This is a genomic window from Sphingomonas quercus (genome assembly GCF_018863195.1).
Taxonomy (GTDB): Bacteria; Pseudomonadota; Alphaproteobacteria; order Sphingomonadales; family Sphingomonadaceae; genus Solisphingomonas; species Solisphingomonas quercus.
Genome location: NZ_JAHKRT010000001.1, coordinates 245,237 through 271,346, shown reverse-complemented (window position 1 = coordinate 271,346; position 26,110 = coordinate 245,237). Strand labels below are relative to the sequence as shown.

29 protein-coding genes are annotated in these 26,110 nt (G+C 67.7%); 14 read left to right on the top strand and 15 right to left on the bottom strand.

The window, feature by feature from the left end; genetic code table 11:
• Positions 1-3 precede the first annotated feature (3 nt).
• The 3 genes from KOF26_RS01355 (at position 4) to KOF26_RS01345 (ending at position 3,648) form a co-directional block, all read left to right on the top strand.
• Positions 4-1,419, top strand: a complete 1,416-nt coding sequence (locus KOF26_RS01355) for an NAD(P)(+) transhydrogenase (Re/Si-specific) subunit beta (RefSeq protein WP_216318798.1) — start codon at positions 4-6, stop codon at positions 1,417-1,419.
• Position 1,420: 1 nt separating this feature from the next.
• Positions 1,421-1,657 (top strand): hypothetical protein, encoded by a 237-nt coding sequence (locus KOF26_RS01350; protein ID WP_216318795.1) that lies wholly within the window; start codon positions 1,421-1,423, stop codon positions 1,655-1,657.
• Positions 1,658-1,782: 125 nt separating this feature from the next.
• Positions 1,783-3,648 (top strand): putative bifunctional diguanylate cyclase/phosphodiesterase, encoded by a 1,866-nt coding sequence (locus KOF26_RS01345; protein WP_216318792.1) that lies wholly within the window; start codon positions 1,783-1,785, stop codon positions 3,646-3,648.
• Positions 3,649-3,654: 6 nt separating this feature from the next.
• Here KOF26_RS01345 and KOF26_RS01340 read toward each other — a convergent pair whose 3' ends face one another.
• Positions 3,655-4,932 carry an MFS transporter gene (locus KOF26_RS01340; RefSeq protein ID WP_216318789.1) on the bottom strand — a complete coding sequence of 426 codons (1,278 nt, stop codon included), beginning with the start codon at positions 4,930-4,932 and terminating at the stop codon, positions 3,655-3,657.
• 120 nt (positions 4,933-5,052) lie between these two features.
• Between KOF26_RS01340 and pgsA the strand changes: the two genes are divergently transcribed.
• Positions 5,053-5,601 carry a CDP-diacylglycerol--glycerol-3-phosphate 3-phosphatidyltransferase gene (gene pgsA, locus KOF26_RS01335; protein WP_216318786.1) on the top strand — a complete coding sequence of 183 codons (549 nt, stop codon included), beginning with the start codon at positions 5,053-5,055 and terminating at the stop codon, positions 5,599-5,601.
• Between the two features lie 53 nt (positions 5,602-5,654).
• Here pgsA and KOF26_RS01330 read toward each other — a convergent pair whose 3' ends face one another.
• Complete coding sequence (locus KOF26_RS01330) at positions 5,655-6,551, bottom strand: hydrogen peroxide-inducible genes activator (protein ID WP_216318783.1); 897 nt, start codon at positions 6,549-6,551, stop codon at positions 5,655-5,657.
• 149 nt (positions 6,552-6,700) lie between these two features.
• Here KOF26_RS01330 and KOF26_RS01325 point away from each other — a divergent pair, with 149 nt between their 5' ends.
• The 3 genes from KOF26_RS01325 to KOF26_RS01315 all read left to right on the top strand — a co-directional run bounded on the left by KOF26_RS01325 (position 6,701) and on the right by KOF26_RS01315 (position 8,740).
• Complete coding sequence (locus KOF26_RS01325; protein ID WP_216318779.1) at positions 6,701-7,243, top strand: peroxiredoxin; 543 nt, start codon at positions 6,701-6,703, stop codon at positions 7,241-7,243.
• Between the two features lie 82 nt (positions 7,244-7,325).
• Positions 7,326-7,850 carry an alkylhydroperoxidase, AhpD family gene (gene ahpD, locus KOF26_RS01320; protein WP_216318777.1) on the top strand — a complete coding sequence of 175 codons (525 nt, stop codon included), beginning with the start codon at positions 7,326-7,328 and terminating at the stop codon, positions 7,848-7,850.
• Positions 7,851-8,119: 269 nt separating this feature from the next.
• On the top strand, positions 8,120-8,740 hold the full coding sequence (locus KOF26_RS01315; protein ID WP_216318774.1) for an FxDxF family PEP-CTERM protein: 621 nt from the start codon (positions 8,120-8,122) through the stop codon (positions 8,738-8,740).
• A gap of 209 nt (positions 8,741-8,949) precedes the next feature.
• Here KOF26_RS01315 and KOF26_RS01310 read toward each other — a convergent pair whose 3' ends face one another.
• Positions 8,950-9,732, bottom strand: a complete 783-nt coding sequence (locus KOF26_RS01310) for a GNAT family N-acetyltransferase (protein ID WP_216318771.1) — start codon at positions 9,730-9,732, stop codon at positions 8,950-8,952.
• Positions 9,733-9,959: 227 nt separating this feature from the next.
• Positions 9,960-10,718: a sulfite exporter TauE/SafE family protein gene (locus KOF26_RS01305; RefSeq protein ID WP_363181556.1), complete on the bottom strand. Its 759-nt coding sequence runs from the start codon at positions 10,716-10,718 to the stop codon at positions 9,960-9,962.
• A gap of 84 nt (positions 10,719-10,802) precedes the next feature.
• On the opposite strand from KOF26_RS01305, the gene epsC reads away from it, so the two are divergent.
• Complete coding sequence (epsC, locus tag KOF26_RS01300; RefSeq protein ID WP_216318768.1) at positions 10,803-11,492, top strand: serine O-acetyltransferase EpsC; 690 nt, start codon at positions 10,803-10,805, stop codon at positions 11,490-11,492.
• The gene (locus tag KOF26_RS01295) at positions 11,492-11,830 is read left to right on the top strand and encodes a DUF2794 domain-containing protein (RefSeq protein ID WP_216318765.1); all 339 of its coding nucleotides are present in this window, start codon (positions 11,492-11,494) and stop codon (positions 11,828-11,830) included. Before epsC ends, KOF26_RS01295 begins: the two co-directional genes overlap by 1 nt.
• Before the next feature lie 16 nt (positions 11,831-11,846).
• Here KOF26_RS01295 and KOF26_RS01290 read toward each other — a convergent pair whose 3' ends face one another.
• From KOF26_RS01290 to gph, 9 genes are all read right to left on the bottom strand, one after another.
• Positions 11,847-12,749, bottom strand: coding sequence for an SDR family NAD(P)-dependent oxidoreductase (locus tag KOF26_RS01290; protein WP_216318762.1), 903 nt, complete (start codon positions 12,747-12,749; stop codon positions 11,847-11,849).
• Positions 12,750-12,846: 97 nt separating this feature from the next.
• Positions 12,847-13,542 carry a phosphate regulon transcriptional regulator PhoB gene (gene phoB, locus KOF26_RS01285; RefSeq protein WP_216318759.1) on the bottom strand — a complete coding sequence of 232 codons (696 nt, stop codon included), beginning with the start codon at positions 13,540-13,542 and terminating at the stop codon, positions 12,847-12,849.
• On the bottom strand, positions 13,539-14,267 hold the full coding sequence (gene phoU / locus KOF26_RS01280) for a phosphate signaling complex protein PhoU (protein ID WP_216318754.1): 729 nt from the start codon (positions 14,265-14,267) through the stop codon (positions 13,539-13,541). The genes phoB and phoU overlap by 4 nt, the downstream gene beginning before the upstream one ends.
• 10 nt (positions 14,268-14,277) lie before the next feature.
• A complete protein-coding gene (pstB, locus tag KOF26_RS01275) occupies positions 14,278-15,063 on the bottom strand; it encodes a phosphate ABC transporter ATP-binding protein PstB (protein ID WP_216318751.1) in 786 nt (261 codons plus the stop codon).
• Positions 15,063-16,331 carry a phosphate ABC transporter permease PstA gene (gene pstA / locus KOF26_RS01270; RefSeq protein WP_253200938.1) on the bottom strand — a complete coding sequence of 423 codons (1,269 nt, stop codon included), beginning with the start codon at positions 16,329-16,331 and terminating at the stop codon, positions 15,063-15,065. The genes pstB and pstA overlap by 1 nt, the downstream gene beginning before the upstream one ends.
• Complete coding sequence (gene pstC, locus KOF26_RS01265; protein WP_216318747.1) at positions 16,324-17,715, bottom strand: phosphate ABC transporter permease subunit PstC; 1,392 nt, start codon at positions 17,713-17,715, stop codon at positions 16,324-16,326. Before pstC ends, pstA begins: the two co-directional genes overlap by 8 nt.
• Before the next feature lies 1 nt (position 17,716).
• Positions 17,717-18,772 (bottom strand): substrate-binding domain-containing protein, encoded by a 1,056-nt coding sequence (locus tag KOF26_RS01260; RefSeq protein WP_216318744.1) that lies wholly within the window; start codon positions 18,770-18,772, stop codon positions 17,717-17,719.
• Positions 18,773-18,820: 48 nt separating this feature from the next.
• Positions 18,821-20,071, bottom strand: a complete 1,251-nt coding sequence (locus tag KOF26_RS01255; RefSeq protein ID WP_216318741.1) for an ATP-binding protein — start codon at positions 20,069-20,071, stop codon at positions 18,821-18,823.
• Between the two features lie 68 nt (positions 20,072-20,139).
• The gene (gene gph, locus KOF26_RS01250; protein WP_216318738.1) at positions 20,140-20,808 is read right to left on the bottom strand and encodes a phosphoglycolate phosphatase; all 669 of its coding nucleotides are present in this window, start codon (positions 20,806-20,808) and stop codon (positions 20,140-20,142) included.
• A gap of 60 nt (positions 20,809-20,868) precedes the next feature.
• Between gph and glmU the strand changes: the two genes are divergently transcribed.
• The 3 genes from glmU to KOF26_RS01235 are packed head-to-tail and all read left to right on the top strand — an operon-like array spanning position 20,869 to position 23,356.
• The gene (glmU, locus tag KOF26_RS01245) at positions 20,869-22,230 is read left to right on the top strand and encodes a bifunctional UDP-N-acetylglucosamine diphosphorylase/glucosamine-1-phosphate N-acetyltransferase GlmU (RefSeq protein WP_216318733.1); all 1,362 of its coding nucleotides are present in this window, start codon (positions 20,869-20,871) and stop codon (positions 22,228-22,230) included.
• A gap of 5 nt (positions 22,231-22,235) precedes the next feature.
• The gene (locus KOF26_RS01240; RefSeq protein ID WP_216318730.1) at positions 22,236-23,000 is read left to right on the top strand and encodes an enoyl-CoA hydratase-related protein; all 765 of its coding nucleotides are present in this window, start codon (positions 22,236-22,238) and stop codon (positions 22,998-23,000) included.
• A 2-nt stretch (positions 23,001-23,002) separates the two neighbouring features.
• The gene (locus KOF26_RS01235) at positions 23,003-23,356 is read left to right on the top strand and encodes a GFA family protein (protein ID WP_216318728.1); all 354 of its coding nucleotides are present in this window, start codon (positions 23,003-23,005) and stop codon (positions 23,354-23,356) included.
• 9 nt (positions 23,357-23,365) lie between these two features.
• Here KOF26_RS01235 and KOF26_RS01230 read toward each other — a convergent pair whose 3' ends face one another.
• A complete protein-coding gene (locus KOF26_RS01230; protein ID WP_216318724.1) occupies positions 23,366-23,794 on the bottom strand; it encodes a DUF3597 domain-containing protein in 429 nt (142 codons plus the stop codon).
• A 192-nt stretch (positions 23,795-23,986) separates the two neighbouring features.
• On the opposite strand from KOF26_RS01230, the gene KOF26_RS16965 reads away from it, so the two are divergent.
• Positions 23,987-24,541 carry a DUF484 family protein gene (locus KOF26_RS16965; RefSeq protein ID WP_253201021.1) on the top strand — a complete coding sequence of 185 codons (555 nt, stop codon included), beginning with the start codon at positions 23,987-23,989 and terminating at the stop codon, positions 24,539-24,541.
• Complete coding sequence (locus tag KOF26_RS16960; RefSeq protein ID WP_363181549.1) at positions 24,526-25,443, top strand: tyrosine recombinase XerC; 918 nt, start codon at positions 24,526-24,528, stop codon at positions 25,441-25,443. The genes KOF26_RS16965 and KOF26_RS16960 overlap by 16 nt, the downstream gene beginning before the upstream one ends.
• Here KOF26_RS16960 and KOF26_RS01220 read toward each other — a convergent pair.
• On the bottom strand, positions 25,427-26,017 hold the full coding sequence (locus KOF26_RS01220; RefSeq protein ID WP_216318717.1) for a DedA family protein: 591 nt from the start codon (positions 26,015-26,017) through the stop codon (positions 25,427-25,429). The two genes, KOF26_RS16960 and KOF26_RS01220, sit on opposite strands and share 17 nt — an antisense overlap.
• Positions 26,018-26,110: the final 93 nt, after the last annotated feature.

The following is a 26,110-nucleotide window of genomic DNA, read 5'->3' as shown; positions in this document are numbered from 1 at the left end:
AAGATGCACGAAGCTCTAGCAGTGCCGGCCTGGGTGGGCTTCGCCTATCTGATCGCGGGCGTGTGCTTCGTCCTCGCGCTGCGCGGGCTATCGAGCCCGGAAAGCTCGCGCCGCGGCAACCGCTACGGCATGATCGGCATGCTGATCGCGGTGGTGACGACGCTCATCACCCACGAGATCGCCAGCCTGCCCGAGATTCTGATTGCCATCCTGATCGGCGGAAGCGTCGGTTTCGTTATCGCGCGGCGTATCGCGATGACGGCGATGCCGCAGCTTGTCGCGGCCTTCCACTCGCTGGTCGGTCTTGCCGCGGTGCTGGTGGCCGGTGCCGCCTATCTCAACCCGATCCCGTTCGGGATCGCCGACCTGGACGGCGTCATCCACCTCCAGAGCCGGATCGAGATGGGTCTGGGCGTGGCGATCGGCGCGATCACCTTCTCCGGCTCGGTGATCGCCTTCCTGAAGCTCAACGGCAACATGTCGGGCAAGCCGATCATGCTGCCCGGCCGCCATGTCATCAATCTTGGCACGCTGGCGCTGATCCTCGGGCTGATCGCCTATTTCCTGACCGACCAGTCGACCTGGGTGTTCGGCGCTGTCACGGCGCTCTCCTTCCTCATCGGCTTCCTGCTGATCATCCCCATCGGCGGCGCGGACATGCCGGTGGTGGTGTCGATGCTGAACAGCTATTCGGGCTGGGCGGCTGCGGCGATGGGCTTCACGCTGCATAATACGGCGATGATCATCACCGGCGCGCTGGTCGGCTCCTCGGGCGCGATCCTGTCCTACATCATGTGCCGGGCGATGAACCGCAGCTTCATCTCGGTGATCGCCGGCGGCTTCGGCGCCGAGGCCGGCGGCGGCGGCGGCGCGGCCCAGACCGACCGGCCGTGGAAGCGCGGCTCGGCCGAGGACGCCGCCTTCATGATGAAGCAGGCCGAGCAGGTGATCATCGTGCCCGGTTACGGCATGGCGGTGGCGCAGGCCCAGCACGCGCTGCGCGAGATGGCCGACCTGTTGAAGAAGGAAGGCGTCACCGTGAAGTACGCCATCCATCCGGTGGCGGGCCGCATGCCGGGCCACATGAACGTGCTGCTCGCCGAGGCCAACGTGCCTTACGACGAGGTGTTCGAGCTGGAGGACATCAACGGCGAATTCGCCCAGACCGATGTCGCCTTCGTCATCGGCGCCAACGACGTCACCAATCCGGCGGCCAAGACCGACAAGACCTCGCCGATCTACGGCATGCCGGTGCTCGACGTGGAAAAGGCCAAGACGGTGCTTTTCGTGAAACGATCAATGGGCGGCGTTGGTTATGCCGGCGTGGACAATGATGTCTTCTACATGGACAATACCATGATGCTTCTCGCCGATGCGAAGAAGATGGTCGAGGATATCGTGAAGGCAATGGCGCATTGATATGACTGTGAAGACGGACGGAAAGAGTGCCGCGGACGGCAAGGCGCCGGTCGACAAGGGCGAGAAGGGCGAGCGGAATGCCGCCAATGGCAATGTCGCGCGCTGGATCGGCATAGGCGCGGGGATCGGCTCGGCGGCGGTCGCCGCAGCGGTGCTCTACGCCAATCGCGACTGGCTGAAGGCCAAGGCGGCGAAGGCCGAGAAGCATTCGCGCCTCGCCGAGCAGGCCGAGGACTGAATCGGGCCTTTGGCTCCGGGTCGCGCTGACCGTCGGAGGCGATTAACCCGCTTTCAAAGAGTTTTGCGGTTTCCTGTTCAGCATGCCGGTATATTGTGCCGGCGTCCGACCAGGGCTGGACCGCGATGGATCGACTGCAGATCTCCATTCTGGATATGCTGGCACGCGGCGCGCCCGCGCGGCTGATCGGCGACCGTCTCTGCCGGGAGGTCGAGACATCCTCGCCCGGGACCGTGTGTACGGTGATCGGCGTCGACCGCAGCGGGCTCCTGCACCCGCTGTCGGCGCCCAGCCTGCCGGCAAGCTTCGCCGAATCCGTCGACAACTGGATGATCGGGCCTAATGCCGGCGCCTGCGGCACCGCTGCCTATCTGCGCGAGCCGGTGGTCGTCTCCGATATCGAGCATGATCCGCGCTGGGGCGAGTTCGGCCCGGCTGCCCTCGCCCTCGGCCTGCGCGCCTGCTGGTCAACGCCGGTCTTCGACAGCACCGGCGAGGTGATCGGCACCTTCGCCATCTATTATCGCGAGCGGCGCGGCCCTACCGGCGAGGAGCGCTCGCTGGTCGACCTCTGCGCCCGCCTGTGCGCCATTGCCATGGAGCGGCACGAGCGCGCGCTGGCCCGGGAGCGCCGGGCCCGCTTCGACGCGCTGACCGGCCTGCCCGATCATGATTCCTTCCGGGTGGCGATCGCCGGCATGCCGGTCGCCCGGCCGGACGCCTGGGGCCTGCTGCTGATCGACATCGACAATCTCCACCTCATCAACGACACGTTCGGCCGTCATCTCGGCGACCGGGTGCTGCAGGGCGTCGCCGCGCGCATCGCCGCCTCGGCCGCGCCGGACAAGGTGTTTCGCGTCGGCGGCAACGCCTTCGCCGTGCTGGTGCAGGACCCGGCCATGCTCGGTGATTTCCAGGCCGGTGCCGAAGCGATCCTTGCCGCCATCACCGCCCCGCTGGATTGCGACGTCTTCGTGGTGACGCCGCGCGCGACGATCGGCGGCGCCGTTGTCCTGCCCGGTGACGAGAACGCGGAAATGGTCCGGCGCAACGCGGATTTCGCGCTCTATCATGCCAAGGAACTCGGGCGCGGCGGTTTCGTGCGATACTGGCCCGGCATCGGCACGCGGATGACTGACCGGCTTTCGTCGATCCGCAACGTCGAGCAGGCGCTGCGCGACGACCGTATCGTCGCTTACTATCAGCCGATCGTCCGCCTCGACACGGGCGAGATCATCGGCGTGGAGGCGCTGTGCCGGCTGATCCTGCCGGGGGGCGAGATCCTCGCCGCCGGCGCGTTCAGCGACGCGATTACCGATGCCCGCATCGCCGCCAGCCTGACCGATCGCATGCTGGCGCTGGTCGCCGACGACCTGCGGCGCTGGTTCGACATGGGGCTGCCGCTCCAGCATGTCAGCATCAACGCCACCTCCGCAGATTTCCGCGGCGGCAACCTGCGCGAGAAGCTGGTTTCGGCCTTCGACGCGCGCGGCATTCCGCTTCACCACGTCACGCTGGAGGTGACCGAGCAGGTCTATATCGGCGAGCATGACCATGTCGTCGCCGAAGTCAGCCAGGCGCTGCGCTCCTGTGGCCTGCGCGTCGCCCTCGATGATTTCGGCACCGGCTATGCCTCGCTCACTCACCTGCTGTCGGTGCCGGTCGATGCGATCAAGATCGACCGCAGCTTCATCGCCCGGATGGCGCCGGGCGATCCCAGCTTGGCGATCATCGAGGGGCTGCTGGAGATCGCCCGCAAGCTCGGCATCCGCGTCGTTGCGGAAGGGGTCGAGACTGTGGAGCAGGCGGCCGAGCTGGTGCGGCTGGGCGGCCTCTACGCGCAGGGCTTCCTGTTTTCGCGGGCGGTGGATGCGCGCCAGCTCGCCACGCTTCTGCGCCGGCATGGGGAGGGCATGCCCAACGCCGTGGCGATGCCGGTGCTCCGCACGCCGATCGGACACGGCGGCGCCCAGCATGCGCTGACCGCCTGATCCGCCTCAGTCGCAGGCCTTGTGCAGCTTCCAGGCGAGCCACGCCGAGCCGCCGCTGGCCAGCGCCACCATCAGCAGCGTTTCGGCGACGGTATAGCCCATCTGCACCAGCGCGAAGAGCAGCACCGCCGCCAGCACCATCGCGCCTGAGTTGACGATATTGTTCGCCGCCACCGTGCGCGCGGTGTGGTCCTTGCCCACGGTGGTGGTGAGGAAGGCGTAGAGGGGCACCACGAACATGCCGCCGAAGGTGGCGATGCCGAGCAGGTCGATCAGCACCCGATCGGCATGGGGCAGGCGGATGAAATCGCTGAGCAGCATCAGCGGCGCCCCCGCTTCCGGCAGCGGCCAGTGCGAGGTCGCCCAGTAGAGATCGAGCACGAACACGCCCATGATCAGCGCCGAGGCCGGCGCCCAGCGCGCCGATACCGTGCCCTTGAGCAGCCGGTTGATGACGATCGAGCCGATCGCTACGCCGATCGAGAAGATGGCGAGGAACAGCGTCGCCACCTGCTGATCGGCATAGAGCACGTTCTTGACGAGCGGCGGGAACTGCGCGGCGAGAATCGCGCCCATCATCCAGAAGAAGCTGATCGAGGCGATCGCCAGGAACAGGCGCGGGATGTGCATCGTCTCGGAGACGAGATGGATGGAGGAGCGGACGATGTGATAGTCGACACCGGCATGCTTCTCGTCGACGAGCGGTGGGGCAGGGGGCACGAAGCTCGACACGAAGCGGCCGATCACCGCCACGACCAGCGCCAGCACCGCCGCCGCCTCGGCCGAGATGAGGCCGCCGACGATCGTGCCGGCGAGAATCGCGAAATAGGTGCCCGCCTCGACCTGCCCGGTGCCGCCGAGCACGTCCTCGGGCTCGAGATGCTGGGGCAGGATGGCGTATTTGATCGGCCCGAAAAAGGCCGAGTGGCAGCCCATCGCCATCAGCGCCGTCAGCAGCAGCGGGACATTGTGCAGATAGAGCCCGCTCGCGCCGACCAGCATGATGGCGATTTCCAGCGACTTGACGATGCGGATGATGCGCGCCTTGTCGTGGCTGTCCGCGAGCTGCCCGGCCAGCGCCGAGAACAGGAAGAAGGGGAGGATGAAGACACCCCCGGCGACGGCATTGAACGCCGCTTCCTTCGTCTCGTCGGAATAGATGCGATAGGTGACGAGGAGCACCATCGCAGTCTTGAAGAGATTGTCGTTGAAGGCCCCCAGGAACTGGGTCGCGAACAGCGGCAAAAATCGCCGCTGGCCGAGGAGCCGGAAGGAAGGGGTCATGCGGTGGGGATCGGCTCTGTCTATCCTGCGCCGTCCCATAACCGTCTTTGCCGGCCGCGTCCAAGGGCAAGAGGCGGGCGGGGTTCCTTGGTGGCGTGAATCACTCTAGGCTGCGCCCGAATGCTGACGCTGCCCAATCTCCTGACCCTGTCGCGCATCGTCGCCGTGCCGCTGCTGGTGGCGCTGCTCTGGCATCCGCTGCCGTCCCATTACGCGCTGTGCTTCGCGCTCTATGTGCTGATGGGCGTCACCGATTATTTCGACGGCTATCTGGCGCGCGCGCAGGGCGCGGTGTCCAGGCTCGGCATCTTCCTCGATCCGATCGCCGACAAGATCATGGTCGCCGCGGTGATCGTGATGCTGGTGTTCACCCGCGACATCGACGACTGGAACGTCATCGCCGCGATCATCATCCTCGTCCGCGAGATCGCGGTTTCGGGCCTGCGCGAGTTCCTCGCCCAGCTGCAGGTGTCAGTGCCGGTGTCGAAGCTCGCCAAGTGGAAGACGACGTTCCAGCTCGTCTCGCTGGGCGGCATCATCCTCGCCGGCGCGCTGCCGGGGTGGGAGTCGGTCCGCTTCGTCGGGGTGTTCAGCCTGTGGGCGGCCGCGGTGCTGACGGTGATCACCGGCTGGGATTATCTGCGCGTCGGCATCAGGCATATGGACTGAGCAGCCGGCGCCGTCGCCCCTGGGGGCGGGCTTCTCCGGCCCTCGCGCCGCGCTCAGGCCGCCTTGTGCAGCGCCTCGCCGAGCAGGCGGAATTCCTTTTCCCGCGGACTGCCGCGCCGCCAGACCAGCGCGATGCGGCGCACGGGATGCTCGGCATCGAGCGGATGGGCGACGACGCGGGTGCCGTCGAGAATGCCCGCGGTGATCGCCATTTCCGGCAGCAACGTCACGCCAAGGCGATTGTCGACCATCTGCACCAGAGTGTGCAGCGAGGTGCCGAGCATCGCCGCCTCCGCGCGCAGCTCCGGCCGGTTGCAGGCGGCAAGGGCATGGTCCTTCAGGCAATGCCCGTCCTCGAGCAGCAGCAGCTGGGCCGGGTCGATATCCTCGGGGGCGATGACGGTGGTCGGGGCGCGGCCGTCCTCCGGCATGGCGACGAACAGCCGATCCTCGAACAGGTCGAGCGACTCCACCTCGCCGCACGCATAGGGCAGCGCCAGCAACACGCAATCGAGCTGGCCGCGGTGAAGCGATTCACAGGCGGCGGGCGTCGTCTCCTCGCGCAGATAGAGCTTGAGGTCCGGCCATTCGGCGCGCAGCCGCGGCAGCATGCGTGGCAGCAGGAACGGGGCGATGGTCGGGATCACGCCCATGCGCAGCTCGCCCGACAGCGGCTTGCCGGCGGCACGCGCCATGTCGGCCAGCTCCTCCGCCTCGCGCAGCACGCGCATCGCTTTCTCGGCGATGCGCTGGCCGAGCGGGGTGAAGCGCACCACGCGACGCGTGCGCTCGACCAGCGTGATGCCGATCAGCGATTCCAGCTCGCGCAGGCCCGCCGACAGCGTCGACTGGGTGACGAAACAGGCGTCCGCAGCGCGCCCGAAATGCCCCTCGTCCTTCAGCGCGACGAGATATTGCAGCTGCTTCAGGGTCGGCAGATAGGTGGTCACTTATCGTGTCCCTCGATTATCGGCGTTGGAATAATCGATTTGCTAGCGATATGCCAGCTTTCCTATAGGCTGCCCCGGCGCGCTGCTCCCCGTCCGGTGGAGTCGCGCTATCAGGTTTTCCCCAGGGCCCATTGAAAGGACCTCTCCGCATGCTCACCGTTGGCGACAAGTTTCCCGCCCTCACCGTGCCCGTCCAGCAGGGCGTGTCCGCCCTTCCCAATGGCGAGACGATCAACCTCGCCGAGACCGGCGGCAAGTGGAAGGTGGTGTTCTTCTGGCCGAAGGACTTCACCTTCATCTGCCCGACCGAGATCATCGGCTATGGCGAGCTGAAGAATGATCTGGCGGATCGTGATGCCGTGCTGATCGGCGCGTCCACCGACACCGATTTCGTCCACTTCGCCTGGCGCAAGTCCGACGAGCGTCTGGCGAACTGCGATTTCCCGTGGATCGCCGATAACAAGAAGGAGCTGGCGAACGCGCTGGGCATCGTCCACGAGGAAGCCGGCGTCGCCCTGCGCGCCACCTTCATCGTCGACCCGCACAATGTGATCCAGCACATCACGGTCAACGGCCTCAACCAGGGCCGCAACCCGGCCGAGGCGATTCGCGTCCTCGACGCGCTGCAGACCGACGAGCTCTGCCCGTGTAACTGGCAGCAGGGCGAAGAGGTGCTGCGTCCGGCCGCCTGATCACCGCAACGGAAACTGGGGGAGGGGCGCCGGGCTGGTCCCGCGCGCCCCTTCCTTTTGCCCAGAAAACAAGGAACATCCCATGTCCATCAAGGCTCTTTCCGACGCCCTTCCCGACTATGCCAAGGACATCCGCCTGAACGTCAGCTCGCTGCTCGGCGACCAGACGCTGGGCGACCAGCGCAAGTACGGGCTGCTGCTCACCTGCGCCCATGGCTCGGGCTACAAGCCGCTGGTCGTCGCCGCCGAGCAGGAGGCCGAGGGCAAGCTCTCGCCCGAGGCCGCCAATGCCGCGCGCGCGGCCGCGGCGGTGATGGCGATGAACAACGTCTATTATCGCTTCGTCCACCTCGCCTCGAACAAGGAATATGGCCAGCTGCCGGCGAAGCTCAGGATGAACGTCATCGGCAATCCCGGCATCGAGAAGGTCGATTTCGAGCTGTTCAGCCTCGCTGTGTCGGCGATGAACGGCTGCGGCATGTGCATCGACAGCCACGAGAAGGTGCTGCGCACCCACGGCGTGCAGGCCGAGGTCATCCAGACTGCGGCGCGCATCGCTTCGGTGATGAAGGCGGTCGCCACCATCCACGCCACTCTTGACGCGTGATTCGTCCCGCGCCCCGGCGCGCCTGCCGTGAGCGGGCGCGCGGGGCGCAATTTGTAATTGACCTGCGTCAATCGCTGCGCTCAACATCTAAATTGTCACCAATGAGGACATGTATTGGATTCGTGGTAAATTTGCGTAATATCCCTGTTAATATCCGATAAAATGCGGTAACCGTTCGCAGATTGGTTGCCGTAGTGCCGATGGCGGCACGAGTCGGACGCCATGGCAATTTGGTAAGGGGAAGTGGCATGGCTACGGGTTGGACAAAGATGGGTTTGGCGATGGCCGCTGGCGTGGTCGCGCTAACCGGGGCATCGGCTGGGAATGCGGCCGTGGTCGCTTGCCCGACCACATCGACTGCTGATGTTTGCAACAGCTTCGATGTCGGGCAGAACCCGGGCGAAGAGTTCAATTTCTTTGTCACCGTGGGTGGGCCGGTCACCCCGACGTCGACGCCAAGCTTCGTCTCGGCGATTTTCTTCAATGCCTTCAGCACGGACACGTCGTTTCACGACAGTTTCAATTTCACCCTGCCGGTGAACGGGCTCGGCGGCGGCTCGCTGTCCTTGAGTCTGGCGGACTTCGCCAATCCGACGATGACCATCTCGGACATCATCATCAATGGCGATTCCTATGCGGCGCTCCTCGCGTCGAACCTCGTGGCTGCCAACGGCATCCTCCTGTCGGTCAGCAATATTCCGATCACCGCCGGCGTGATGAACACCATCCAGGTGATCGGTAGCGGCGTCGGCTCCTATACGGGCAACATCGCCTTCCAGGCGACCAGCGCCGTTCCCGAGCCCGCCGCCTGGGCGATGATGGTCGCTGGCTTCGGCATCGTCGGCATGGCGGCGCGCCGTCGCCAGCGGGCCGCCCCCAACTTCGCCTGATCGAAGCAACGGTATGACATAGGGGCGCCACCGGCCTTGGCCGATGGCGCCCCTTATGATTCAGCGTCCGTGCCAGGGGTTCATGGGAACGCGCAGCCGCGGGAGACGTCGCGCCCCAACTCATGCGTCTGTGCCAGGGGTTCGCGGAAGCAACTGTGCCAGACTTATGGATCTCGCCGGCGGGTCGGCGCTCCGCTCCGTTCGCGCGATCAGGGCGCTGGCGTTGCTTGCGGCCGAATGGCGGCGTTGCTTGCGAGCACCGCGATCTCGCGGCTATGCCGCGGGCTTGTCGCATAGAGCGGCATGACCGCTTCCGTGGCGGCATGCGCGAGGCGGTTGAAAATGCCGTCCTCATCCTTCGGTGAGAAGAAGAACGGATAGAGCGATCGCGATCCGGGGCTGCCCCGCCCACCGGCAAAGCGATTAATCTGCTCACGGATCGCGGCGACCTTCAGCGCCATGAGCTGGGCCGGCGCTGCCACCTTTTCGTTTAGCTTCAGAGCGCCGACGCGGGTGAAGCCGAGCATCGCCTCGTAGAAACGGACGTGGCGCGGGTTCACCTCGATCAGCAGGTCGGTGCAGCCATGGGTCCGGTGGCCGTAGACGAACACGATGTGGAACAGCGCGGCCATCAGCTCCCTGGACTGGACGGCGGGATCGAAGGCGAACTTGGTCAGCTCGCACAGGCCGCTGCCGGGTACGGCGCGAAATGGGTCGACCTCATCGCGAAAGGCGAGATCGACGGCAAGGCCGCGCGGCGAGTCGACCGCAAGCGTGATCGTGCCAATCACCGCGCCTCCGTCCTCGGCAGTGAAGGTCATGTGGTGGGCGTCGGCGCGGATGTCATGGTCCGATCCGTAGCCCCGCCACGCATAGCGGTGGTTGATCAGGTCGCGCGCAGCGCGGATGCGCTCGCGGCTTTCCACCAGCCGGATAGAGATGCTCTTTTTCTCACCGCGAATGTCCATCTCGCGCAGCGTGATGGAGCGCATCTCCTGCATGGGCCGGCTGCGGCGTCCGTCCCGTCGGAACGACTCCGGCCGGGGAAAATGCGGGTTGATGAACATAATGCACCTGCTTCGTCTGGGGGCACGCGAACGCTCTGAGGACACGTCGCAGATGCCCCCTTTCGGGGAGCTTGTCCGCATTCCTTTAGCAGCTATTATCAATGTCTGTTAGCCGACAACCTGATCGAATGTCGACTGATATTGAATGCGATCTAGCGCAATGCCGTCCATAGATTGACGGCGCTGGTGACCGTGAGGACGACGCCGACCAGCGTCATCAGCCTGGGCGCGGCAATGCGCTTGGCGAGCAGCGCGCCGAGGGGGGCTGCCAGCACCCCGCCGATCAGCAGGCCGACGGTCGCGTTGGTGAAAGCCGCCCAGCCGAGTGTGGAGATGAACGCCGCCGAGACGGTGGCGGTGAGGAAGAATTCGACGGTGTTGACGGTGCCGACGGTCAGTCGCGGGCTGGCGCCCTGCACGAGCAGGTTGGAGGTTACCACCGGCCCCCAGCCGCCGCCGCCTGCCGCATCGAGAAAGCCGCCGACCAGCCCGAGCGGCTCAACCACCTTCGGCTTGCGCTCGACCGGTGCCTTGTGGGTGCCTCGCCAGAGCAGCAGCAGGCCGATGCTGATCAGGTAGACGAGCACGATCGGCTTGACGATCTCCGCGGGGATGCTCGTCACCGCATAGACGCCGAGCATGCCCCCGCCGATGCCGGGAATGACCAGCCGCGCGAACAGTCGCCAATCGACATTGCGGTGCCAGATATGGCTGATGCCCGAGATGCAGGTGGTAAAGGTCTCCACCGTATGCACGCCTGCCGAGGCGGCGGCCGGCGGCACCCCCAAAGTCACCAGCAGCGTGTTGGAGATGATGCCAAACGCCATACCGAGCGCCCCGTCCACCATTTGCGCCAGGAAGCCGACCAGCACGAACGGCGCCAGCGCCTCGATCTGGAGCAAATCGGTCACGCCCGGTCGGCCATCTTACAAAATCGGCGGCGCGGGATTAAGTGAGCCGGAACGGTTGCTGAAGACAACCTGTGGAGTCGCGACATGTTCAACGGCCTGGTCACCTATCTCGATTCCATCAAGTCCCGTGATCCGGCCCCTCGGACGCGGTGGGAGGTTCTGCTCTATCCGGGCGTGCTCGCGCTCGGCCTCCATCGGGTGGCGCATTGGCTGTTCCGGGGCGAACTCTATTTTCTTGCCCGCCTTGTAAACCACCTTTCCCGCTTCCTCACCGCGATAGACATCCATCCCGGCGCCCGGATCGGGGAGAACTTCTTCATCGATCACGGCTTCACCGTGATCGGCGAGACCGCCGTGATCGGCAATAATGTGACGATCTATCAAAATGTTACGCTGGGCGGGACAAACCCGGCGAACGGCATCGCCGGCAAGCGCCACCCGACCATATTGGACGGCGCGATCATCGGTTCCGGGGCGCAGGTGCTCGGCCCGATCACCGTCGGCGAGCGCGCGCGGATCGGCGCCAACGCGGTGGTGACGCGCGATGTGCCGATGGGCGCGACGATGACGGGCATTCCGGCCCGCCCGACGCTGGTCGATGCGACCGACTATCAGAAAAGCTTTGTGCCCTATGGCACGCCCTGCTCCGAGCGGTTCGACCCGGCCACCCAGCAGCTCGAGATGCTCAAGTGCGAGGTGGAGCAGTTGCGCAACAAGCTGGCCCAGCTGATCAAGGAGCGCGAGCAGGGCGACAAGGGGCGTGAACGCGCCTGATGGGAACGGTTACGCCGCTTCCCGTCAAAGCCCCGGTCCAGGTCGGTTTCGATCGCGCGGAGCTGTCACGTATCCTCGATCTCTACGGCCGGATGGTCGCGGCGGGGCATTGGCGGGATTATGCCATTGATCTCGGCCGCGAGGCGGCGGTGTTCAGCTGCTTCCGCCGCGCCGCAGAACGCCCCGAATTCCGCATCGAGAAGCGGCCGGCACTGCGCAGCCGCCAGGGCATGTGGTCGCTGATCGGCGAGGCCGGCGCGGTGCTGAGGCGCGGGCATGAACTGTCGCCGGTGCTGGCCCCCGTCGAGCGGCGATTGCTCAAGCTGGTGGAGGGGTAGGGCGAGGCGCCCGCCTTCAGCTGCCCTTCTGCAACCGCGCCATCACCGCCATGGTGTGTTCCATGCCGTTCTGGGGCACGCGCTCGCCGGTGCGATCGATGATGCGGTCCCAGGCGGCGGCGACCCCTTCGACGGTGCGCTCGTCCGGCGGCAGCAGCACGCCCTCCGTCATCGTCACATAGGCGGCGTGATAAAAGCCCGCGCCGGCGCCGACGATCATGTTGGTCGGCGCGGCTTCCGAGACGAGGTGGAGGGCGGCCGGGGCGACATTTTCCGGGGCCAGCGCCTTGAAAATCTCGGGCGGCAGCAGATCCTCGGTGAGGCGTGTGCCCGCCACCGGCACGATGGTGTTGACGTGGATGTTGTGCTTGGCCCCCTCGATCGCCAGCGTCTTGGTGAGGCCGGCGAGGCCGAGCTTGGCGGCGCCGTAATTCGCCTGGCCGAAATTGCCGTAGAGGCCGGTCGAGGATGCGGTCATCAGGATGCGGCCGTAATTCTGCTCGCGCATCAGCTCCCACACCGCCTTGGTGGCGATGGCCGACCCGTTCAGGTGGACGTCAATGACGAGCTTCCAGTCGGCGAGCTCCATCTTGGCGAAGCTTTTGTCGCGCAGGATGCCGGCATTGTTGATGAGGATGTGGACGCCGCCCCATTTCTCCCGGGCGTGGGCGACCATCGCCTCCATCTGGCCGGCATCGGTGACGGAGCCGCCGTCGGACATCGCCTCGCCGCCCAGCGCGGCGATCTCCTCCACGACCTTCAGCGCGGCGTCGGAATGGCCGGTGCCGTCGCGCGCGCCGCCGAGATCGTTGACGACCACCCTGGCGCCACGCCTTGCCAGCTCCAGCGCATAGGCCCGGCCAAGGCCGCCGCCGGCCCCGGTGACGATCGCGACGCGGCCCTCAAAGCTCACGGTCATGGACGGCTCCTCTCTCGTTGACGTGTACGTCAATTACGACGGCGGGCCGACGAAAGGAAGCTGGCCTGTTCCTCGCCGAGACAGGCGGGAGCGGAATTCAGAGCGCGCCCTCGGCATCCAGCGCATAGCCGGCCGAGCGCACGGTGCGGATGACGTCCGGCCGGCCGCCATGATTGATCGCCTTGCGCAGCCGGCGAATATGGACGTCGACGGTGCGCGGCTCGATGTCCGCCTCGCGGCCCCACACGCTGTCCAGCAGCCGTTCGCGCGAGAAGACGCGGCCGGGATGTTCCAGGAAATGGCGGAGCAGCCGGAACTCGGTGGGGCCGAGCGGCACCGCGCCGCCGCCGCGCCGGACCTTGTGACCGACGGTGTCCATCTCGATGTCGCTATAGGCGAGCTGCTCTCCGGCCAGTGCCGGCCGCACCCTGCGCAGCACCGCGCCGACGCGCGCCACCAGCTCGCGCGGGGAGAATGGCTTGGTGACATAATCGTCGGCGCCCATCTCCAGCCCGCGCACGCGATCCTCCTCCTCGCCGCGCGCCGTCAGCATGATGATCGGCACATTGGCGGTATCGGGCAGGCGGCGCAGGCGGCGGCACACCTCGATGCCGGACAGGCCCTCGACCATCCAGTCGAGCAGCACGATGTCGGGTGGGCTTTCCTGGGCGAGGAGCAGCGCTTCCTCGCCGTCGACGGTGTGCTCGACCTCGAAATCCTCGCGCTTGAAATGCCAGGTGACGAGCTCGGCAAGCGCCAGATCGTCCTCCACCAGCAGAAGCCTGCCGCTCATCGCGTGCCTCCCTTTTCGTCCAGGTCGTCCAATTGTCCGAACGCATCCTCGCCGCGCGGCCGTTCGGCCATCTGGCGGCCGGTCGCGGCGAAATAGACCATCTCCGCGACGTTCGTCGCATGATCGCCGATCCGCTCCAGATTCTTGGCGATGAACAGCAGATGGGTCGACGGCGAGATGTTGTGCGGATTTTCCATCATGTAGGTGAGCAGCGTGCGGAACAGGCTGTTGTAGAAATCATCCACCGCCCGATCCCGCCCGCACACCGCCACCGCCGCTTCCGCGTCGCGCGCGGCGAAGGCGTCGAGCGCGTCGCGCACCATCTCGGCGGCGAGGCGGCCCATCGCCGGCAGGATCGACAGCGGCTCGATCGCCTGTGTCTCCGAGACGATCGGCACGCGCTTGGCGATGTTCTTGGCATAATCGGCGATGCGCTCGATGATGTTGGCGATCTTCAACGCCGCCAGCACGTCGCGCAGATCGTCCGCCATCGGCGCGCGCAGCGCGATCAGGCGCACCACCTGCAATTCGATCTCGGCTTCGATCTCGTCGACTCGCTTGTCCGATTCGACGATGCGCGCGGCGCCGTCGAGGTCGCGGTTGACGAGCGCCTGGAGCGATGCGCTGATCGCCTGCTCGGCCAGCCCGCCCATTTCCGAGACGAGGCCGCGCAGATCGGTCAGATCCTCGTCGAATGCCTTCACCGTATGGCCTGAACTCGCCATCTCATCCTCCTCAGCCGTAGCGGCCGGTAATATAGTCTTTGGTCCGGGTTTCCCGCGGGTTGGTGAACATCTCCGACGTGCTGCCATATTCGACGAGCGTGCCGAGATGGAAAAAGGCGGTACGCTGGCTGACCCGCGCCGCCTGCTGCATGTTGTGGGTGACGATGACGATCGCGTAGCGGCCGCGCAATTCGTGGATAAGCTCCTCGATCCGGGCGGTGGCGATCGGATCGAGTGCGGAGCAGGGCTCGTCCATCAGGATTACCTCCGGGTCGACGGCGATGGCCCGCGCGATGCACAGCCGCTGCTGCTGGCCGCCGGAGAGCGCGGTGCCGCTGTCGTGCAGCCGGTCCTTGACCTCGTCCCACAAACCGGCGCGGCGCAGCGAGCGTTCGACGATCTGATCCATGTCGGCGCGCGCGCTGGCGAGGCCATGGATGCGCGCGCCATAGGCGACATTCTCGTAGATCGACTTCGGGAAGGGGTTCGGCTTCTGGAACACCATGCCGACGCGGGCCCGCAACTGCACCACGTCCATGTCGGGAGCGTAGATATCCTCGCCATCGAGGGTGATGTCGCCCTCCACGCGAGCCGAGGCGACGGTGTCGTTCATGCGGTTCAGCGTGCGCAGGAAGGTGGATTTGCCGCAGCCGGACGGGCCGATGAACGCCGTCACATCCTCCATCGACACGTCGATCGAGACATTCCGGATCGCCTGCTTGGCGCCGTAATAGACGTTGACGCTGCGTGCCGTCATCTTCGGCGCGTCCACCTTGAGGGGTCGGGGCTCGAGCATCACCAGCGTCTCTCAAATTTATTGCGAAGGTAGATGGCGACGCCGTTCATCGCCATCAGGACGGCGAGCAGCACGACGATCGCCGCCGAGGTCTTCTCGATGAAACCGGCGCTGACCTCGTCCGACCACAGGAAGATCTGCACAGGCAGCGCAGAGGACGGATCGGTGAAGCCGCCGGGCGGGGTGGCGACGAAGGCGCGCATGCCGATCATCAGCAGCGGCGCCGTCTCGCCCAGCGCGCGGGCCATGCCGATAATCGTGCCGGTGAGGATTCCGGGGAGCGCGAGCGGCAGGACATGGTGGAACACCACCTGCACGCGACTGGCGCCGATCCCGAGCGCCGCGTCGCGGATCGACGGCGGCACGCCCTTGATCGCGTTGCGCCCGGCGATGACGATCACCGGCATCGTCATCAGCGCGAGGGTGATGCCGCCGACCAGCGGGGCCGAACGCGGCAGATGAAAGGTCTGCAGGAATACGGCGAGGCCGAGCAGGCCAAAGATGATCGAGGGCACTGCCGCGAGATTGTTGATCGACACCTCGATCAGGTCCGTCCAGCGGTTTTTCGGCGCATATTCCTCGAGATAGAGGGCGGAAAGCACGCCGATCGGGAAGGCGAGGAGCAGCGTCACCGCCATCGTCAGCAGCGAGCCCTTGAGCGCGCCCCAGATGCCGACCAGCGTCGGATCGGTGGAGTCCGCCGAGGTCAGGAAATGCCAGGCGAAGACGGTGCGGACGAGGCCCCGGCCGCTGAGCTTCGCATAGGCCGCTTCGGCGGCAGGCTCGCCGGCATCCTTGGCGGCGATATCGATGCTGGTCGCGGCCGGGACCCACAGGGTGATGCTGCGGCCGAGCACATCGGGATCGCGCAGGATCGCGTCGCGTGCCGTCAGCCAGGCGCCGTCGGACAGCAGTCGCGCGCCGCCCGCACCATATTGCCGCTCGGCGGCGTTGGCGACGGCGCCCTCAAGATCGACGCCGATCATCGCCCGCCTGGGCTCTCGCGCAACCGCTTGCGCGGTCAGCGGCAGATGGGCGGCGGGGAAGTCGATGGTCAGGCTGAGCTCGGTCTGGCGGAAGCCGCGCGCGCCTTCGCCGAGCATGGCGACAAGCAGGAAGGCGAGGAAACCGGCCGAGACCAGCACCGCCAGCAGCCCGAGCGCCCGGAAGCGACGCTCGGCAGCGTAGCGACGGGCGATCCGGCGGCGCATGGCCGTACCGCGCCATTCGGTCGGCGCGCGATCGGGAAGGACGACGAGGTCACTCATAGGCTTCACGATATTTCTTCACGACGCGGAGCGCGACGATGTTGAGCAGCAGCGTGACGACGAACAGCACCAGCCCGAGCGCGAAGGCGGCGAGCGTCTTGGCGCTGTCGAACTCCTGATCGCCGGTGAGCAACTGGACGATCTGGGTGGTGACGGTGGTCACGCTGGCGAAGGGGTTGGCGGTGAGGTTGGCGGCGAGACCGGCGGCCATCACCACGATCATCGTCTCGCCGATCGCGCGGCTGACGGCGAGCAGCACGCCGCCGACGATGCCGGGAAGCGCCGCCGGCACCAGCACCTTGCGGATCGTCTCCGACTGGGTGGCGCCCATGGCGAGGCTGCCGTCGCGCATCGACTGGGGCACGGCGGCGAGGCTGTCGTCGGCCATCGACGACACGAACGGGATGATCATCACGCCCATGACGAGGCCGGCGGCCAGCGCGCTTTCGGAGGAGGCGCTCGAAATGCCCATCGCCAGGCCCGCCGTCCGGATCGCCGGCGCGATGGTGAGCGCAGCGAAATAGCCGTACACCACGCTCGGCACGCCGGCGAGCACCTCGAGCAGCGGCTTCACCCATCTGCGCACCGTCGGCGTGGCATATTGGGTGAGGAAGATCGCGCTCATCAGGCCGAGCGGGATGGCGACGATCATCGCGATGATCGCGCCAATGAAGATCGTTCCCCAGAACAGGGGCACGGCGCCGAACGTGCCCGACGCTCCGACCTGATCGGCGCGCATCGCCGTCTGCGGGCTCCAGTGCAGCCCGAAGAGAAATTCGACGATCGACACCTTGGCGAAAAAACGCAGCGACTCAAAGAGAAGCGAGGCGACGATGCCGATCGTGGTGAGGATCGCGATGAGCGAGGCGATGAGCAGCAGTGCCATCACCAGCCGCTCGACCGGGGTCCGCGCCCGGAAATCCGGCCGCACCCGCGAATAGGCATAGGCGCCACCCGCAAGTCCGGCGACGATCGCCAGCGCCAGCCCCATCAGTCCGTAGCGCAGACGCGCCGCCGCATAAGCGGGCGCCAGCACCGGCGCCTGATGGTGGAATGCGGCTGCGACGCGCCCGGTGGCCAGGGCCCGCGTCTCGGCCAGGATCGCGCCGCGCTCCAGCGGATCGGCCGGGATCGAGGCTGCGGCGGGCTCGGCGAGCACGGCGCGGGTGACCAGCGCCGGGCTCGCCACATTCCAGGCCGCCGCGACGATCAGCGCCGGGATCGCCACCCAGAGCGCCGTGTACCAGCCATGCTGGCCCGGCCGCGAGTGGGGGCGCTGGGCGCCGTCGGTGGGCGGGGCGAAGGCGGCCGCGCGGGCTCGCGCCGTGAACCACGCCGCGATGGCGAGGCCGATGATGACGATGAGGAGGAAGGGCGCCGACATGCTATTCCACCGTCGCCGGATCGAGCGGCACGAGCGCGCGCGCCTGGGCAAGCGTCTTGGCGCGGACATCGTCGGGCGACGCGATCAGGCCGCGCCGGTCGAGATAGCCGCCCGGGTTCCAGCTGCCGGCATATTCGGCGACGAATTCGCGCAGCCCGGGCACCGCGTTCAGATGCGCGCCCTTCACATAGATGAACAGCGGCCGCGCGCCCGGATAGCGATAGCTGGCGATGGTCTGATAGGTCGGCGCCACGCCCTGGAGCGGGATGCCGCGCAGCCGGGCGGTATTCTCTTCGAGGAAGCTGTAGCCGAAGATGCCGAGCGCCTGCGGATTGGCGGCGAGCTTCTGGGCGATGAGGTTGTCGTTCTCGCCGGCCTCGATGAACAGGCCGTCCTCGCGGATCTTGGTGCAGATCGCGTGCTGCTTGTCGGCATCGGCCTTCTTCAGCGCCTGCATCGCGGGATCGCTCTCGCAACCCTTGGTCAGGATCAGCTCGGCAAAGGCATCGCGCGTGCCGGAGCTGGGCGGCGGGCCATAGACCTGAATCGGCACCGGCGGCAGCGCCGCGTTCACGTCCCGCCAGGTGCGCGCGCGGTTGGGCCGGCCATAGGGATCGGCGGCGAGTGCCTTGTAGATGTCGGCCTCGCTCAGCGTCGCGAAGTGGGGCCCGTGGACGCTCTCGGCCATGGCGATGCCGTCGATGCCGATCTGGATCTCGACGATTTCTCCGACGCCGTTCTTCCGGCAATCGTCAAATTCGGATTTCTTGATGCGTCGCGACGCATCGGCGATGTCCGGGAAGCGCGCGCCGATGCCGCCACAGAACAGCTTGAGGCCGGCGCCGGTGCCGTTGGACTCGACGATCGGCGCCTTGAAGTCGGGATATTTGCGCGGGAACATCTCCGCCATCGCCGTGGTGAACGGATAGACGGTAGACGAACCAACGGCGAGGATCTGATCGCGCGAGGCGGCGCTGTCCGACATGTCGCAGCCGGAAAGGGCCACGCCGGTGAGGAGCAGCGTGGCCAGCAGGGCCCGCGGGCCTTTCCTCCTCATGCGATCTCCTTGCCGAGACGCCGCCCCCGCGGCTCCGTCCCCCTCCGGCTAGGCGGCGTCAGAGCCTATTTCGATGACATTTTCGTTACGCTTTTGTGACAGCGCCCCCGCTTCGGGCAGCAATACCGTGACAACCGTGCCGACGCCGACCTTGCTGGCGATGTCCAGCCGGCCGCGATGGCGCTCGACGATATGCTTGACGATGGCGAGGCCGAGCCCGGTGCCGCCCATCGTCCGGCTGCGCCCGGTATCGACGCGATAGAAGCGCTCGGTGAGGCGGGGCAGGTGCTCGGGCGAGATGCCTTCACCTTCGTCGCTGACCGAAAGCTTGATGAAGCCGGTGGCGGCGGGCGCGATCCTGACCCGTACCGGCGTGCCCGGCCGTCGATATTTCAATGCGTTGCCGAGCAGATTGTGGAGAAGCTGGGAAAGCTGCGCCTCGTCCCCGGCGACCGGGGGCAGGCCCTCACCGGCCTCGACGACGAAGGTGCCGGCGGCTTCGCCTGCGGCCACCCGCATCGATTCCGCGACGGAGACGGCGAGCGGCGCCAGCGCCAGCGGCGTGTCCGGGGCGCGATGCCGATCGGCCTCCACCCGCGACAGTGAGATCAGGTCGTCGACAAGCTGGCGCATGCGCCGCGCCTCACCGAGCATGATGCCGAGGAAGCGCTGGCGCGTGGCGAGGTCGTCCGGTCCGCCCGGATCGGCGAGCGTCTCGATGAAGCCGAGCAATGTCGCCAGCGGCGTGCGCAGCTCGTGGCTGGCGTTGGCGACGAAATCGACTCGCATCGTCTCCGCGGCATGGGCGGCGGACCGATCGACCAGATGGACCAGCCGCCCCTCGCCGGGCAGCGGCGTGATGCCGAGCTGCCAGCGGCTCTCCCGCCCGCCGAGCCCGCTCAGCGCCACGCCTCGCACCCGCGCCGGCGGCCCGGCGAGGCGGGAGGCGGCGTCGGGGTGGCGGATGGCGATACGGGCGTCCTCGCCGACAATGTGCTGGCCAAGCAGGGTGCGCGCGGCGGCATTGGCATTGGTGACAGTGCGCTTGTGGATGATGAGCAGGGGGTCGTCGATCGCCTCGATGACATCGGCGATCGTCGCCTCGATCTCGACATCCGCCTCGATCGGTGGCGCGGGTGCCGGCGCCTCGCGGGGCGCGGGCAGGACGAGCAGGGTCCCGGCGACGAGCCCGAGCACCAGCGCCGTCAGCGCCGGCAGGCTGGCGCCGGACAAGGCCGTGATCAGCCCCGCGCCGAGCAGGCACAGGGAGGCGATCAGGATACGGAGCGGCGCCGACATGGACAGAGACTAACGGGCTTTTTGTGGCGGCTCCATGACTCACATGGATTTCCGCTGCGGGGGATGCGCTAAAGCTTCGCCAGCGCCGGCAGAAGTTCGTCGAAATGATCGATCAGCGCGTCCGCGCCCAGCTCTGCCGGCGGTCGATCGGAGAAACCGAAGGTCAGGGCGATGCAGGGCACGCCGGCCGCGCGCGCCGCGCCGGTGTCCGCTATGGAATCGCCGACGAACGCCGCCACCCGGCCGCCCGCTCGTGCGATCGTCTCGGTCAGGGCGAGCGGATCGGGTTTGCGCACCGGCAAGGTGTCGCCCCCGACGATCGCCGCGAAGCGCCCGTCCCAGCCGAGCCGGCCGATAAGCTCGCGGGCGAGCGTCTCCGGCTTGTTGGTGCAGATGGCGAGGCGGATGCCGCGCGCGTCGAGGGCCGCCAGCGCCGTCTCCACACCGTCAAAGGGCCGGGTGCCGACGCAGATATTGGCGGCGTAATGGGTGAGGAAGATCGGCAGGCCGCGCTCGACCAGCGCCTCGTCGACGCCGCCGGTCGCGGCGAGGCCGTTCACGATCAGCGCGCGTGCGCCGTGGCCGACGAGATGGCGCAGCATCTCCGCCGGTACGATCGGCCGCCCGAGTGCCATCAGCGTGTGGTTGAGCGAGGCGCACAGATCCGGCGCGGTATCGGCGAGCGTGCCGTCGAGGTCGAAGGCGACGGTGTCGAAGCGGATGGAAAGGTCGGCCATGTCGGCGGCTCTGTGCCGTCGGCGATGGAATTGGCAAGGGGAAGATGGCAGAGGAGGCGCATGACCGAGAGCCGCCCGCCCGTCGCCGCCGTGATCCTTGCCGCCGGCAAGGGGACACGGATGAAATCCGATCGCCACAAGGTGCTGCACGAGGTCGCCGGCCGGCCGATGCTGCTTCACCTTCTCGACGCGCTGGGGCCGCTTGCGCCGCAGCGATCGGTGGTGGTGGTCGGCTCCGGGCGCGCGCAGGTCGAGGCGGCGGTGGCGCCGCTCGGCATCGACGTCGCCACGCAGGAGCCGCAGCTCGGCACCGCCCATGCCGTGCTGCAGGCGGAGAGCGCGCTGGCGGGCTTCTCCGGCGACGTCCTGATCCTTTACGGCGATGTGCCGCTGGTGCGCAGCGAGACGATGCAGGCGATGCTCGACCGGCTGCACGCGCCCGACGCACCGGCCGCCGTCGTGCTCGGCTTCCGGCCGGCGGACACGCTCGCCTATGGGCGGGTGATCGCCGACGCCGATGGTCATATCGCCAGGATGGTCGAGCATAAGGACGCGACCGAGGAGGAACGCGCCTGCGACCTCTGCAATTCCGGGCTGATGGCGGTCCGTGCAGTCGATCTCTGGCCGCTGCTCGCCCGCGTCGGCAACGCCAATGCCGCCGGGGAATATTATCTGCCTGACATCGTCATGCTGGCGCTTGCCGACGGCCGCGCCGCCGCGGTGATCGAGGCCGAGCCATGGGAAGTGGCCGGCATCAACAGCCGCGCCGAACTCGCCGAGGTGGAAGGCGCGTGGCAGGCGCGCCGGCGGCTGAAGGCGATGGCCGAGGGCGCGACGCTTCGCGATCCGGCGACGGTGTGGTTCGCCTGGGACACGGCGATCGGCCGCGACGTGACGATCGGACAGAATGTGGTGTTCGGGCCGGGCGTGACCATCGCCGACGGCGCCGTCATCCACCCCTTCTGCCATATCGAGGGAGCCAATGTCGGTCGGGCGGATATCGGCCCCTATGCCCGGCTGCGCCCCGGCACCGAGATCGCCGATGAGGCCAGGGTCGGCAATTTCGTGGAGACCAAGAAGGCCCGGCTCGGCCGCGGCGCCAAGGCCAATCACCTCACCTATCTCGGCGATGCCGAGGTCGGCGCCGGCAGCAATATCGGCGCCGGCACGATCACCTGCAATTATGACGGCTTCTTCAAATATCGCACCGTGATCGGCGAAGGGGCGTTCATCGGCTCGAACAGCGCGCTGGTGGCGCCCGTCCGGGTTGGCGCCGGCGCGATCGTCGGCGCGGGCTCGGTCATCACCCGTGACGTGCCGGCTGACGCGCTGGCGCTGGCGCGCGGCCGGCAGGAGGAGATTCCGGGCCGTGCCGCGAGCTTCCGCGAGCGCCAGTCCGCGCGCAAGAAGGCGGGGAGCTGACGACCATGACCGACGGCGTGAGCTATGCGCTCCGTGACGCCGTGGCGCTGCTGACGCTCGACGATGCGGCGACGCTCAATGCGGTCACCGAGGCGCGCGCCGACGCGCTGCGCGCCGCGCTCGATCGGGCGGCGACGGAAGCGCGGGCGATCGTCATCACCGGCGCCGGCCGCGCCTTCTCCTCCGGCTATCGCCTGCCCGACGCGGATGGAGAGATCGACGCCGGATGGTTTCTCGAACGGCACGGCAATCCGCTGATGCTGGCGTTGCGCGACAGCCCGCTGCCGATCGTCACGGCGGTGCGCGGCGCGGCGGCGGGCTTCGGCTGCTCGCTGGCGCTGATGGGGGACGTGATCGTCGCCTCGCAGTCAGCCTATTTCCTCCAGGCCTTCCGCGGCGTCGGCCTGGTGCCGGACGGCGCGGCCGCCTTCCTGCTGTCGCGCGCGATCGGGCGGACGCGGGCGATGGAGCTTATGCTGCTCGGCGAAAGGCTGCCGGCGGCGAGGGCGCTCGAATGGGGACTGGTGTCGCGGGTGGTGACGGACGAGACGCTGGAGGCGGTCGCGCTCGACCTCGCGGGCAATTTCGCCGCCGGCCCCGCTTCGCTGGGGCTGATCCGCCGCGCGGCATGGGCCGCACTGGAAACGGATTTCGCGGGTCAGCTCGAGCGCGAGGTTGCCGATCAGCGCGCCGCCGGGCGCACCGCCGATTTCCGCGAGGGCCTCGCGGCCTTCCGCGCCAAGCGCGCGCCCCATTTCACCGGAGACTGACCATGCCCATCGTCGAGGGCGGATGCCATTGCGGGCTGGTTCGCTATGCCGTCACCGTGCCGGACGGGCCGGTCGACGTGCTCGATTGCGACTGCTCGATCTGCGCCATGACCGGTTATCTGCACGTCATCGTGCCCGAGGCGCGCTTCCGCCTGCTCGAAGGGGCAAGGGAGGTGACCAGCTATCGCTTCGGCACCGGCCGCGCGCAGCACGTCTTCTGTAGCCAGTGCGGGATCAAGAGCTGGTACCGCCCGCGGTCGCATCCCGGGCATATCAGCGTCAATCTGCGCTGCCTCGATGAAGGCCATGGCCTGGAGACGCGGATCGTCGCGTTCGATGGCGTCTACCCTGCCTGAACGGGTCGCTCAGCCCTGAAGGTCGGCCGGCACCTTGCCGCCATTCTCGGCAAGCGCGCGCATCACCCCCTTGTGAAGCGCCATGTTCTGCTCCGCCGAGCCGTCGGCGCCGACATGGATATTGAGTTCTCCGGCCAGCTCCTTGCGGGCCGACAGGCTGGAATCGAGGCCGAGCAGCTTGAGCAGATCGACGATCGAATGGCGCCAGTCGAGCGCGTCGGCACCCGGGCGCGCGCCGAGCACTGCCTCAACGTCCACCGGGGCGGCCGGCGGGGGCGGAGCGATCGCGGGCGCGGCTGCGGCGGGCGTGGCGGCGACCTGCGGCTGGGCGGGGGCTGCGGCCGGCTGGGCAGGGGCATCCTTATGGCCGGATAGCTGACCCCCGAGCGGCCCGTTATCGCCGAAGATCGCGTGCTTGATCGCGCTGAAGATGCCCATGGCGTTGCTCCCATCCGCGGCCCTGAGGACCGATTCGCAGGGCAACGGTCGGGGGAGAGGCTGCGTTCCGCGCGCAACATGCGTTCGCGGCAATTTGCGGCCGCCGGATAATGTGGCGCGATTCAAGGGCCGTCATGTCATATAATGGCAGGGTGTCCTCGTCGTTAAGGATTGCGTGCGATCGTGGCAGGCATGGTGATCGACTTCGAGAAACAGGCGGTGGCGACGCTCCGGCGGCGCGTGGCCGAGGTGGAGGAGGCCAATCAGGATCTCATCGCCTTTGCACGCGGCCATTCGGGCGCGGTCTCGTCGATCCATGCCGCTGTGCTCGCCGCGATCGAGGCGGACGGGCTCGACCATCTTCTCCATATCGTCACCCAGGGCTGGCCGGAGACGCTCGGTCTCGACGCGGTGTCGCTGGCGGTGACCGTCGGCGGGCGCGGCATGCGGGCGGATCTGTCCGGCCTCCAGTTCGTCGAGCCGCGCATGATCGATCGCGCCATGCAGGGCGTGAACGGGGTCGTGTTGCGCGGGGTGGAGCAGGGACATCCGCTGTTCGGGCCGGCCGCCTCGCTGATTCGCGCCGAGGCGCTGATCACCCTGTCCGCCACCAACCCGGCGCTCACCGGCCTGCTCGTGCTGGGCCAGCGCGGCGGCCAGCGCTTCGAGACGTTGCACGGATCGGAGCTTCTCGTCTTCCTCGGCGCCACGCTTTCGCGCATGATCGGCAGGTGGCTGCTCCCCTGACACTGGATGATCATCCGGCGCGACAGATCGCGGCGGATTGGGCGCGCCATCTGGAAAGCGGGCGGCTGCGCTCGGCGCATACCGTGCGCGCCTATGTCGCCACCGCGCACCGGCTGATCGCCTTTCTTGGCCGCCATCACGCCGCCCCGGTCGACCAGGCGCTGCTCGCGCGCACCGGCGTGGCGGAGATGCGCGCCTATCTCGCCTATCGCCGGCAGGAGGGGCTGGGCAATAATTCCACGGCGCGCGAATTGTCGGCGGTGCGCGGTTTCCTCCTCTTCGCCGGCGTGGCGCAACCGCGGGTCAAGGGCCCGCGCGTCAAGCGCGGCGTTCCCCGCCCGGTGGCGCCGGCCGACGCGCTCGATATCGCCGAGGATGCCGCCACCGTCGCCGCCCTGCCATGGCTCGCGGCGCGGGACATGGCGGTGCTGCTGCTTCTCTATGGCTCGGGCCTGCGCGTCGGCGAGGCGATGGGGCTGACCGGCGCCGCGCTTCCGCTCGGCGACACGCTGCTCGTCCACGGCAAGGGCGGCAAGACGCGCGTCGTGCCGCTGCTGCCGCGGGTGCGCGCCGCGATCGAGGATTATGTGCGGCTCTGCCCATGGCCGATGGGGCGGGGCGAAGCGCTGTTCCGTGGCGCCAAGGGCGGGCCGCTCAGGGCCGAGCTGGTGCGCCGCGCGGTGCAGGGCGCGCGGACGCGCCTCGGACTGTCCGGGCGCACCACGCCGCATGCGCTGCGCCACAGCTTCGCGACGCACCTGCTGGCGCGCGGCGCCGACCTGCGCTCGCTACAGGAACTGCTCGGCCACGCCAGCCTTAGCTCGACCCAGGTCTATACGGCAGTGGATGCCGCGCATCTGCTCGACGTCTATCGCCACGCCCACCCTAGAGCCGGCGGATGAGCCGCACCACATAGAGCCCGGCGAGCAGCAGCATGACCGCCAGCGAGGCCGGGCCGAGCACCGTCTCGATCCCTGCATAGCGCGCGCGCAGAACATAGCCGGCCGCCGCCAGCGCCCCCGTCCAGCAGGCGGTGCCGATCGTCGAGAAAATCAGGAACGGCACCAGCCGCATGCCGAACAGCCCCGCCGGCACCGACACCAGCGAGCGAAGGTTGGGCGTCACCCGGCCGATGCACACGAACCAGTGGCCGCGCCGCCCGAACATGGCATCCACCCGGTCCAGCTCCTCCACGGTGAGGGTAAAGATGCGGCCGTAGCGTATGACGAGCGGCCGGAATCGCGCCAGCCCCAGCCAGCGCGCGACATAATACCAGACCGTGTTGCCGGCCATCGCGCCGGCAGTGCCGGCAGCGATGACGCCTGCGAGGCTGAGATCGCCCCGCGCCGCCGCGACTCCGGCCAGCGGCATGATCACTTCCGACGGAATGGGCGGAAAGATCGTTTCGAGGAACATCAGGAACAGAATGCCGCCATAGCCGAGCTGGTCGACCAGTCCGTTGACCCATTCGGTCATCGCCGGCGGGCCGCCACCCGGGCATGCGCGGATGCCCCGTCCAACCCCTGTTTCAGGGCCTGCCCCGGATGCGGTCCAGAGGGCCGGTCCACC

Excerpts from the sequence above, each read along its gene's own strand:
- KOF26_RS01355 (WP_216318798.1), top strand. The coding sequence starts at position 4 with ATGCACGAAGCTCTAGCAGTGCCGGCCTGGGTGGGCTTCGCCTATCTG.
- KOF26_RS01350 (WP_216318795.1), top strand. The coding sequence starts at position 1,421 with ATGACTGTGAAGACGGACGGAAAGAGTGCCGCGGACGGCAAGGCGCCG.
- KOF26_RS01345 (WP_216318792.1), top strand. The coding sequence starts at position 1,783 with ATGGATCGACTGCAGATCTCCATTCTGGATATGCTGGCACGCGGCGCG.
- KOF26_RS01340 (WP_216318789.1), bottom strand. The coding sequence starts at position 4,932 with ATGACCCCTTCCTTCCGGCTCCTCGGCCAGCGGCGATTTTTGCCGCTG.
- pgsA (WP_216318786.1), top strand. The coding sequence starts at position 5,053 with ATGCTGACGCTGCCCAATCTCCTGACCCTGTCGCGCATCGTCGCCGTG.
- KOF26_RS01325 (WP_216318779.1), top strand. The coding sequence starts at position 6,701 with ATGCTCACCGTTGGCGACAAGTTTCCCGCCCTCACCGTGCCCGTCCAG.
- ahpD (WP_216318777.1), top strand. The coding sequence starts at position 7,326 with ATGTCCATCAAGGCTCTTTCCGACGCCCTTCCCGACTATGCCAAGGAC.
- KOF26_RS01315 (WP_216318774.1), top strand. The coding sequence starts at position 8,120 with ATGGGTTTGGCGATGGCCGCTGGCGTGGTCGCGCTAACCGGGGCATCG.
- KOF26_RS01310 (WP_216318771.1), bottom strand. The coding sequence starts at position 9,732 with ATGCGCTCCATCACGCTGCGCGAGATGGACATTCGCGGTGAGAAAAAG.
- epsC (WP_216318768.1), top strand. The coding sequence starts at position 10,803 with ATGTTCAACGGCCTGGTCACCTATCTCGATTCCATCAAGTCCCGTGAT.
- KOF26_RS01295 (WP_216318765.1), top strand. The coding sequence starts at position 11,492 with ATGGGAACGGTTACGCCGCTTCCCGTCAAAGCCCCGGTCCAGGTCGGT.
- KOF26_RS01290 (WP_216318762.1), bottom strand. The coding sequence starts at position 12,749 with ATGACCGTGAGCTTTGAGGGCCGCGTCGCGATCGTCACCGGGGCCGGC.
- phoB (WP_216318759.1), bottom strand. The coding sequence starts at position 13,542 with ATGAGCGGCAGGCTTCTGCTGGTGGAGGACGATCTGGCGCTTGCCGAG.
- phoU (WP_216318754.1), bottom strand. The coding sequence starts at position 14,267 with ATGGCGAGTTCAGGCCATACGGTGAAGGCATTCGACGAGGATCTGACC.
- pstB (WP_216318751.1), bottom strand. The coding sequence starts at position 15,063 with ATGCTCGAGCCCCGACCCCTCAAGGTGGACGCGCCGAAGATGACGGCA.
- pstA (WP_253200938.1), bottom strand. The coding sequence starts at position 16,331 with ATGAGTGACCTCGTCGTCCTTCCCGATCGCGCGCCGACCGAATGGCGC.
- pstC (WP_216318747.1), bottom strand. The coding sequence starts at position 17,715 with ATGTCGGCGCCCTTCCTCCTCATCGTCATCATCGGCCTCGCCATCGCG.
- KOF26_RS01260 (WP_216318744.1), bottom strand. The coding sequence starts at position 18,772 with ATGAGGAGGAAAGGCCCGCGGGCCCTGCTGGCCACGCTGCTCCTCACC.
- KOF26_RS01255 (WP_216318741.1), bottom strand. The coding sequence starts at position 20,071 with ATGTCGGCGCCGCTCCGTATCCTGATCGCCTCCCTGTGCCTGCTCGGC.
- gph (WP_216318738.1), bottom strand. The coding sequence starts at position 20,808 with ATGGCCGACCTTTCCATCCGCTTCGACACCGTCGCCTTCGACCTCGAC.
- glmU (WP_216318733.1), top strand. The coding sequence starts at position 20,869 with ATGACCGAGAGCCGCCCGCCCGTCGCCGCCGTGATCCTTGCCGCCGGC.
- KOF26_RS01240 (WP_216318730.1), top strand. The coding sequence starts at position 22,236 with ATGACCGACGGCGTGAGCTATGCGCTCCGTGACGCCGTGGCGCTGCTG.
- KOF26_RS01235 (WP_216318728.1), top strand. The coding sequence starts at position 23,003 with ATGCCCATCGTCGAGGGCGGATGCCATTGCGGGCTGGTTCGCTATGCC.
- KOF26_RS01230 (WP_216318724.1), bottom strand. The coding sequence starts at position 23,794 with ATGGGCATCTTCAGCGCGATCAAGCACGCGATCTTCGGCGATAACGGG.
- KOF26_RS16965 (WP_253201021.1), top strand. The coding sequence starts at position 23,987 with ATGGTGATCGACTTCGAGAAACAGGCGGTGGCGACGCTCCGGCGGCGC.
- KOF26_RS01220 (WP_216318717.1), bottom strand. The coding sequence starts at position 26,017 with ATGACCGAATGGGTCAACGGACTGGTCGACCAGCTCGGCTATGGCGGC.